Raw genomic sequence first — 9,746 nt, 5'->3', positions numbered from 1 at the left:
ATGGTGAATGCGAAGCATGGATTCCGGCCTTCGCCGGAATGACGGCTCGGTCATTTAATAGATATTGGCTAGCTTGCTGATTTTGTTCAGATCATCAAGCAGAAAACGTGGGGATAGCTCAGGGTTTGCACCCCAATCTACGAGCGCCAACACTCCGCATCCGGCCGAAACGGCCGCGGCTGCACGCCCAGCAATCGCATCATCTCCGTGTTGTCCGCCACCAGATCCGCCTCCAGGCGGCTCAAGGGTCCACGCAGACCGGCCACGCTGCGGCGCGCCAAGTGCAGCAACCATGCCGGCAGCGGCAATGGCAGCGTATCCACCGGCAAACTGCGCCGAACGCGCACAAACATCTCACCCACTGTGAGCCGTTCGCCGCCTCCCACAGCGAGAACCCTGCCTGCCGCAGCAGGTTTATCGAGTGCCGCAAGAGCGGCATGCGCCAGATCCTGCGCATGCACTGGCTGGCGCATGCCGCCGGCTGCCGGCAGTGGAAACACTTTCAGACGCATGGCTCGCCGAGCGATCGGCGTAAGGCTTTTATCCATGCCCACACCATAAATAAGCGTAGGACGCAGCACCGTCCAAGCGCTGCCATGCTTGGCGCAGGCTTCGGCCACTGTCGCTTCGCTGCTGCGAATCAATTGAGAGAGATCGCGCTCAGCGGAGACTTCCGATGCCTGCTTGGTCTCCGCACTCATCGAGCTGACCACTATGACACGCGGTGCGTGCGGCAATGCCGCCGTGCTCAACCAACTCGCGAACCAGTTCAAGGGACCCAAGCTGAAAATGGCGGAGATATCTTCGACCTTGGGCACCGCATCCGGGAGCTGTCCGCTTAGCCACGTCACGCCTTGCGTGGATGCATGCGCCTCGCGACTCAAAGTCACCACCGGCTCATCCCTGGCGGCAAGCAACGGCAGCAGGTAATGCCCGATCTGGCTACTGCCGCCAAATACCAATACCGTCATCGACTGCCCTGCATGCGCGCCATGATGTCCCTCAAGCGCGGATCATCCGGCATCAGCCGACGCCCTTGTTCCAGCGATGCAGCAGCGTTGTCGCGATCACCGCTACCCAACTGCTGCTCGGCCTGATCGAACCATGCATTCGCAAGCCGCTGGCGCGAGATGGCGATGGCCCCATTACCCGGCTCGAGATTGTTGAGCGCATCGAGCAGGTCGTTGGCTTTCTTGAGGCTGCCACTGCGCAAGGCGTCGTTAAATTGCTGCTGTACTTCGCCAGGCAATGCCTGCAAGCCTGCCAAGGCTTGCTGGTTATTGCCATCGATGGCGAGCGCGCCACGATAAAGGTCGTACGCACAATTGCCAGGCGGCGACATGATGTCGCCGCGTGCTGCCGCTTGCTTGGCACGACTCACCATGTCGGCCACTTGGATTTCCTGTTGGCCGGTGAGCTGCACGGTCGACAGTGGTGCGTTGCCGTCTTGCTGTTGTGCCGCTTGCTGCACACCTGTCGAGGCCTTGTTGCCGGCAGACGGTGGAGGCACAGGCGGAGCGGGCGGTTGTCCCAGGCGCGCGCGCGCAGCGATCAGATCCGCCGAGCCAGGAGCAAGTGCATCGGCCTCATCCAACAACTGCCGTGCGTGATCGGCATCGCCGGCGTCGATGGCCGCATTGGCTTGCACGACCAGCGCCTGCGCGACCTGGCCGAGTCCCGCTTTCGCCTGCGCGTTATTCGGATCGATCGCCAGTGCAGCCTTGAAATGCGCGAGTGCGGTGTCGTTGCCGTCGCCGTCGATACGTCCGGCGCGCAAGGCATCGTTGCCCTGGCTGATGGCATCCGTCAGTGCGCTATTGGCTTGTGTCTGCAGTGCTGATAGCGAGGCACGCAAGGTGGGCAACTGCGCGTAGTTGGGCAGCACCGCGGCAAGACGATCGATACCGGCGGAAGCCGTGGCAACGTCGTTCGTGCTCAGCGCCTTTTGGATTTGCGCGGCCATCGCATCACCGACCTGGTCCATGCCATGCCGCGCCACCGCGTTATCGGGCTCCGCCGCCAGCACGCGCTGATAGAGCGCGGCAGCGCCATCCGGGCCATCGAGCTTGTTGTCGCTGAGCGCTTGTTGGGCCTGTGCGATCAAGGTGTCGGTCTTGCCGGACGACACCTGCGCCTTGGCGATTTCCTGCGTCAGGCGATCCACATCGCTGCCGCCGCCGAGCAGTTCGCGCGCATTGGTAAGGGCTTGCGAGGCTTCATCGACCTTGCCCGCTTGCAGCGCTGCATCGGCGCGCGCAATCTCCGCACGGCCCACGTCGTTGAGACCTTGCCGTGCGGCATCGTTGTCCGGTTCGAGTGCACGTGCCGCTTCAAACAATTCGCGCGCGCTGGTGCCGTCGGCGCCATCCAGATGTCCTTGCTGCAAGGCCACCTGTGCGCGATGCAATACATCGTCGAAATCGGTGCGTGGCACCAAGCTGCGCAAGCGGCTCTCGTTGAACCACAGCCCGCCGATTACCGCGAGCAGCACGACAATCAGCACCGCCAGGAACCAGTTGGGCTTTTTATAAGGACTCTTGGGGCCGGTCGAGCCACGGCGATACGCGGGCTCCACCTTGATCGGTGGCAGGCCGTCGTCAGGCGCAGGCACCTGCGGCCGGTCCAGCTGATCCAGGTTGCCCAGCTTGGGTTCGGTACGGCCGTTGCCGTTGTAGCCCGGGTCGTTCAGGTCGCGCTTTCGGCTCATGGCTCGTGAGCTGGCAGGTCAAGGCGTTCAGCTTAGCATTGCGTGGATGACAGGCGCCGGGGGTGAAAAGTTACGTTCAGGCACCTTTACTCCCTCTTCCCGCTGGGGAAAGGGAGCAGGGGCTAACCCGCTCCCACCCGGCGCGCTTCCACCACATTCGGCAACGCCACCAGCCGATCCAGCAGGGTCGACAGCTGTTCGAAATCCCGCACTCGCAGGGTGTAGCGCATCTCCACCTCGCCAGTACGCGGGAACAACCGGCTGTTGGAGGCAATGATGTTGATGTTGGCGTTGCTGATCACGCCCACCACATCCTTCTGCAACCCCTTTCGATCGTAGCCGTTGAGCTGAATGGTGACCTCGTAGGCCTGCGCGTCGGCCTGGCCCCAGCTCACCTCGATCACCCGGTCCGGATCGCGCCGGGCCAACCGCGCCAGACTGGCGCAATTGGCGCGGTGCACGGAAACGCCCTTGGTGCGCGTGATGAAACCGCGCACCGGATCGCCGGGCAACGGCTGGCAGCACTTGGCCAGCACGGTGAGCAGGTTGCCTACTCCTTCGATGGTGATGGCGCTGTGGTCGAACACGGTGGGACGTGCCACGGGGGCCGGGACATTGGGAATCGGCTCGGATGGCTGTTGCGACTCCTGTAATACGCGCGCCACTTGCCCCGGACTGATTTCGCCCAGCGCGAGCCCGACCAGCAATTCGTCCAGTGTCTGCAGATGGAACAGCGCCGGCAGCTTCGCAATGTCCACGTCCGGCAAGGCCAGGCGTTTCAGTTCGCGTTCGAGCAAGGCGCGGCCTGCCGCGAGATTGGCGTCATGCGCGCTGCGCCGGAACCACGCACGCACCTTGTCACGTGCGCGGCTGGTATGCAGATAGCCATGATGCGGCGACAGCCAATCACGCCGCGGTTCAGCAATCTTGGTGGTGAGAATTTCCACGCGATCGCCGCTGTGCGGCTGATGGGTCAGCGGCACGATGCGCCCGTTGACCTTGGCGCCGCGGCAACGATGCCCCACTTCGGTATGCACGTGATAAGCGAAGTCGAGCACGGTGGCACCATGCGGCATGTCGACCACTTCGCCTTTGGGCGTCAACACGTAGACGCGATCTTCGAGCAGCTCCGTCTGCAGCTCGGCAGCCAGTTCGCCATCGTCGTTGCGTGGTTCCAGCAACTTGCGCATCCAGGCGATCTTCGCCTCGAAATCCGCATCGCCGCTGCCACCTTCCTTGTAGCGCCAATGCGCGGCCACGCCCAACTCGTTGGCACGGTGCATGTCATGCGTGCGGATCTGCACTTCGAGCGTCTTGCCCTGCGGGCCGATCACCGCCGTGTGCAGCGAGCGGTAACCGTTGCTCTTGGGCCGCGCCACATAGTCGTCGAATTCGCCGGGCAGATGCGGCCACAAGGCATGCACGATGCCGAGTGCGGCATAGCAGTCAGCCACGCTGTCCACCAGGATGCGCACGGCGCGGATGTCGTAGAGATCGGAGAACTCCAGCGCCTTGCGCTGCATCTTCTTCCAGATGGAGTAGATGTGCTTGGGGCGTCCTGCAAGATCGGCCTTGACGCCGGCCGTGCGCAACGCTTCACCCAGTTCAAACAGCGATTCACGGATGAAATGTTCGCGGTCGCTGCGGCGCTCGTCCAACAGCTTGGCAATGCGCCTGTAGGTATCCGGTTGCAGGTAGCGGAAGGCGATATCTTCCAGCTCCCACTTTAGTTGCCAGATACCGAGACGGTTGGCGAGCGGTGCGTGGATGTCGCGAGTGAGCCTTCCCAGTTCCTGTCGCTCGTCTTCTGGCAAGTTGACGGCAGCACGCATGCGGGCCAACTGCCGTGATAGCAGGATAAACACCACGCGCACATCGCGAATGATCGCCAGCAACAGGCGACGCAAACCCTCCGAACCACCCTCTGGCGGACGCTGCGCATGCAATGCCCATACGCGTTCCGCGGCCATCTGGCCGGCGACCAGACGCTGCAACTCCTCCGGCAAAGACGCGGCGCGCTGCTCCCACACCAGTGGATGCGTGCGCCCGATTTCGAACCACAATGCGGACGCCTGGGTATGCGCATCGCAACCAAGCATGGCCAGCAGGTCCAACACGTCGCCGCATTCGTGCTCGTTCACGCCATTTTGCGCGCACACTGCCAGCGCGTCGGCCAGTACCGGGGGCAGTGTGCCCGCCCGTGACTGCCACGCCGCCAAGTGTCCTGCGGTGGTGGTGGCGTGAACCATGTGTGCTTCGTTTGTCGACCGTATGGGATGAGCATAGCTCAACCGCTCGATCGAGCATGCAGGTTGGAGTACAAACCCCAACATCGCCATGACAGGTCTACCGTGTTGGGTTTGCACCCCAACCTACAGCGCTTCGAGCGCCTTTGCCAACCGCTTCACCGACACCGGCTCGGCCGTCTTCAACTCCTGCGCAAACAGCGACACTCGCCATTCCTCGATCAGCCAGCGCAATTCGTCCAAGCCCTCATCGCCGGCGGCACGATGCTTGAGGTATTCGCGCCAATACGGCAACACCTGCAACATACGTTGCTGATCCTTTGTCGGGTCCTGACGCAGACGTTCGGCACGCAAGCGCATGGCTTTCAAGTAGCGCGGGAAATGCGCAAGCCGCGAGGTCGACAGCTCGCGCAGAAAGCCTGGCGCTAGCATACCGTCAAGTTGTTCGCGCAGATCGTCATAGCTCGCACGGGCGAAGCCGATCAACGGCGGCTGCAGCCAGGGCTTCATCTCGGCTTGCGCTTCGATGATCGGCTCGGCCAGCTTCAGACGCTCCACGGCAGCCGCAAACAATTCGCGTACGACATGTGTACGCAGCACGTCGAACTCGGCAGCGCTGCGCACGTTGATATGCTGCGTGGCAAGCAGATCGTCGAAAGCACCTTCGACCAAGTCTTCGCGCAAGCTGTCGACGCTACCAAGCGGCGCATATTTAAGGGAAATAGGATTGGAAATCGGCAAGCGGCGACGTGCTTGCTTGACGTCGCTGACGATTGCATGACGTAGCAGGCGTTCAACACCTTTGACATGCGCCATCCGCGCTTCGTCATGCCGTTCGAAGACGCGCAGCGCCACGGCTTCACCGAGATCGACCAACGCAGGGAAAGCCATCAAGCCACCTTCGGAGCGCACCTGTTCAGGGATCTCTTCAAAATCCCAGTTGGTGACGTCCTCACGCGTGAGCTCAATGTCGGTCTTGCGCGAGAACGCTTCGCGCGCCTGCCCCTCCCATTGCTGGCGTAGTTGGCCGAGGTCTCGACCCGTAGCGAGCGTGCGACCTTTCTCCTCATGCAGTCGAAAACGCATGGCAAAGTGCGACGCGAGTTCGATCGATGCGAAGTCGCCTGCGTCGATGTCCACGCCAGTCGTGCGGCGCAGAAACGCTGCCAACACCTTCGCCAGTGGTTCATCGCGCGGCGCCTCCGCCTCGACAAACGCGCGCGCGAAATCCGGCGCTGGCACAAAATTGCGGCGCAGTGCTTTTGGCAAACCGCGAATCAACTCAGCCACTTTGTCGCCGAGCAAGCCAGGCACCAGCCATTCGCACCGAGCAGCCGGCAAGGCATTGAGCATCGCCAGCGGTAGATGCAAGGTGACGCCATCGGCTTCATCGCCAGGCACAAAGCGGTATTCAAGGCGATACCGTTGCAGCGGGACATCGAGCGAAGCCGGGAACGCTTTTGGATCCAGACCCGCGCCACCGGCCATCACATCGTCAATCGACCAGCGCAGCGCCGCCTGTTCCGCAGGGCGCACATGACGGTACCAGGCATCCAGCGCACGGCTGCTTGCGATCTCTTCCGGCATTTTGCCGCGGAAGAAATCCACCAATTCGTCTTCGTGACGGATCAAGCCTTCGCGACGCTGGCGCGCTTCGATGCCGCGCGCGTCGTCCATTACACGCTGGTTGGCGCGCACGAAATCTGCGCGCGCTTCGATGTCACCGCGCGCGAGTGCCTCGCGCAGAAAAATATCGTGGGCAAGCGGGGGATCCTGCTTCTGGAACGTCACCGGGCGACGTTCGACCAGCACCAGGCCAAACAGGCTCACTTGTTCATACGCCACCACGGTGCCGCGTTTGCGCGACCAATGCGCATCGCGGCATGTGCTGCGCAAGAGATGCGCAGCTTGCTGTTCGATCCACAGCGGCTCCACGCGCGCGCACATCATGCCCCACACGCGGCCACCGATATCCAGGATTTGCGCGGCGAAGAGCCAATTCGGCGGTGTCTTGGCGAGTGCCGAACCAGGGAACACCTGGAAGCGGCGTTCGCGGGTGCTGCGGTAGATGCCCTTTTCGTCTTTGTGACCGGCTTGCGTAGGGAGACCGGCTAGCAGGCTGCGATGTACTGCTTCGTACTGCCGCTCGGCGCTGCTCTCACTCCCCTCCGGAGAAAGGGCTGGGGTGACGGGGCGGGGCTTGCGGGAAGCTTCGTCCGTACGAGTCTTTTGAAGACTCCTTTCGCGCACGGACTTGACTCCGCGCGAGCTTGTCCTCTCACCTTCTCCCCGGAGAGGAGAGGGGGAAGAACCCGTGGCATCCAATTTCCACCCAAGCTCCTGCACCACCAGCAGCAACTGCCGATGCAACTCGCGCCACTCGCGCATCCGCAAGAAACTCAAAAAATGCCGCGAACACCAGTCACGCAACTTCGACTGTGTCAGCTCTTCATGTGCACTGTCGTATTCGCGCCACAGGTTCAAGACACCGATGACATCCGACTTGGGATCGGCAAACGCCGCATGCGCCGCATCCGCCTGCTGGCGTGCATCAGCGGGACGTTCGCGCGGGTCCTGGATGCTGAGAAAGGCCACCACCACCAGCAATTCGCGCAGACTACCCAGTGTGTGCGCTTCGACCAGCATGCGCGCCAGTTGCACGTCGATCGGCAGGCGAGCCAGCGTTCGGCCGATCTGGGTGAGCTGGCGCCTTTCATCAATGGCGCTGATTTCGGCGAGGCGGCGATAACCATCCGCTACGACGCGCGGATCAGGCGATTCGAGGAATGGAAATTCATCGACCTCGCCCAACTGCAACGATAGCATGCGCAGAATCACATTGGCGAGTGAGGAACGCAGCAGCTCCGGATCGGTGTAAGCCGTACGCGAGGCGTAATCGGCTTCGTCATACAAGCGGTAGCAGACACCGGGACCGACACGTCCACAGCGTCCTTTACGCTGATCGGCTGCCGCTTGCGAAACCGGCTCCACGTGCAAGCGCTCCAGCTGGCTGCGCTGGCTATAACGCTTCACGCGCGCGGTGCCGGTATCGATCACATAGCGGATGCGCGGCACGGTAAGCGAGGTTTCCGCCACGTTGGTGGCCAGCACCACGCGACGCTTCGGCCCGGGCTTGAACACGCGGTCCTGATCGGTCGCAGACAGACGCGCATACAACGGCATGATTTCCGTTTCACGGTATTGCCGCCGTGACAACATCAGATGCGCATCACGGATCTCGCGCTCGCCAGGCATGAACACCAGCACATCACCAAGCGGATCGTCGTGCGTAATTTCATCCAATACCGCGGCGATGTGTTCCGCACTGCCCTGCTGCCATTCGCTGTTGCGCTGATTGCGACGCGCTGCCATCTCGTCCACGGCACGCCAACGTACTTCCACCGGATAGGTACGCCCTTCCACCGAGACCACCGGTGCGTTGCCGAAGTGTTCGGCGAAGCGCGCGGTATCGATGGTGGCGGACGTGACGATGATTTTCAGCTCCGGCCGCCGGACAACCAGGCGCTTCAGATACCCAAGCAAGAAATCGATGTTGAGACTGCGTTCGTGCGCCTCGTCGATGATGATGGTGTCGTACGAGGACAACCACGGATCGTTCTGCGTTTCGGCCAGCAAGATGCCATCGGTCATGAACTTGACCAGGCTTTGCTCGGAAACCTGATCGGTAAAGCGCACCTGGAAACCGACCTTGTCACCCAGCTGCGTGCCCAGTTCTTCCGCCACCCGACGTGCGACCGAGCGTGCGGCCAGGCGGCGCGGCTGCGTGCAGCCGATCATGCCCGCTTCGCCACGCCCTGCCGCCAGACACAGCTTCGGCAGCTGCGTGGTTTTACCCGAACCGGTTTCGCCCGCAATCACCACCACTTGATGCTCGCGGATAAGCTTGACGATCTCATCGGCGCGCGCGGTGATCGGTAGCGATTCGTCCAGGCGGATGTCCGGCTTGCTCTGCGCACGCCGCTGCCTACGCTCGGCCGAGGCGGCAATATCGGTTGCCAGCGCATCCAGCTTCTTCGCATCCGGACGACGCGACAGGCCGCGCCAGCGGCCCAGCAGCCGGCCGAAGTCACGGCTGGAAACCATGTCCAGCGACTGGCGCAGCGCACGCAGGCGGCTTTCCGGCGAAGTGGGGGGAGTGTCGGGCTTCGTATCGCTCATGGAGCCGCACATGATAGCCCGTATCTATCACCGGCATCTGCATTATTCATTTCCACCGCTACGTGCCGTTGGCTAACCTCGATCGCAGGTTCGATAAATAAGGAGTGCATCATGGACACCCAGATCGGCATCGCCGAGCAGGATCGCGAAGTCATCGCCAGGCAACTTTCCAAGCTGCTGGCAGATACCTACTCGCTCTACCTGAAAACCCACAGCTTTCACTGGAACGTGACTGGCCCGCACTTCAACAGCCTGCACACCATGTTCGAGACCCAGTACAACGAGCTGTGGCTGGCGGCCGATGAAGTGGCCGAACGCATTCGCGTACTGGACGTGTTCGCACCGGGCTCCTACAGCCAATTCGGCAAGCTCACCACCATCCAGGAAGAGTCCGGCGTGCCGGATTGGAAAGAGATGGTGACCCAGTTGGGGACCGGCCACGAGATTGCCGCAGCCACCTCGCGCGAGGTGATCAAGGCAGCCGACGGCGCCGGCGATGAAGGCACCATGGACATGGCCACTGGCCGCCTGAAGGCACACGAAAAGACTGCGTGGATGTTGCGCTCTTTGCTGAAGTAATGCCGGACTGGCGTTCCCTTGCTTGCCGTGCAAGG

At 62.2% G+C, this 9,746-nt stretch carries 5 protein-coding genes; 1 reads left to right on the top strand and 4 read right to left on the bottom strand.

Going from position 1 to position 9,746, the window contains the following annotated elements; genetic code table 11:
* Positions 1-137 precede the first annotated feature (137 nt).
* The 4 genes from IEX75_RS12185 to hrpA form a co-directional block, all read right to left on the bottom strand.
* Entirely contained in the window at positions 138-971 is an 834-nt protein-coding gene (locus tag IEX75_RS12185) for an NAD-dependent epimerase/dehydratase family protein (RefSeq protein WP_188794592.1), read from the bottom strand.
* Positions 968-2,707 (bottom strand): hypothetical protein, encoded by a 1,740-nt coding sequence (locus tag IEX75_RS12180; protein WP_188794591.1) that lies wholly within the window; start codon positions 2,705-2,707, stop codon positions 968-970. The genes IEX75_RS12185 and IEX75_RS12180 overlap by 4 nt, the downstream gene beginning before the upstream one ends.
* Positions 2,708-2,829: 122 nt before the next feature.
* Positions 2,830-4,956, bottom strand: coding sequence for a bifunctional (p)ppGpp synthetase/guanosine-3',5'-bis(diphosphate) 3'-pyrophosphohydrolase (locus IEX75_RS12175; RefSeq protein ID WP_188794590.1), 2,127 nt, complete (start codon positions 4,954-4,956; stop codon positions 2,830-2,832).
* A 123-nt stretch (positions 4,957-5,079) separates the two neighbouring features.
* Positions 5,080-9,132, bottom strand: coding sequence for an ATP-dependent RNA helicase HrpA (hrpA, locus tag IEX75_RS12170; protein WP_188794589.1), 4,053 nt, complete (start codon positions 9,130-9,132; stop codon positions 5,080-5,082).
* 111 nt (positions 9,133-9,243) lie between these two features.
* Between hrpA and IEX75_RS12165 the strand changes: the two genes are divergently transcribed.
* A complete protein-coding gene (locus IEX75_RS12165; RefSeq protein WP_188794588.1) occupies positions 9,244-9,711 on the top strand; it encodes a Dps family protein in 468 nt (155 codons plus the stop codon).
* Positions 9,712-9,746: the final 35 nt, after the last annotated feature.

The sequence above is a fragment of the Dyella nitratireducens genome (assembly GCF_014642835.1).
GTDB lineage: Bacteria > Pseudomonadota > Gammaproteobacteria > Xanthomonadales > Rhodanobacteraceae > Dyella_B > Dyella_B nitratireducens.
Note: the sequence above shows the minus strand (reverse complement) of the source record. Positions and strands in the feature narration are given on the sequence as shown.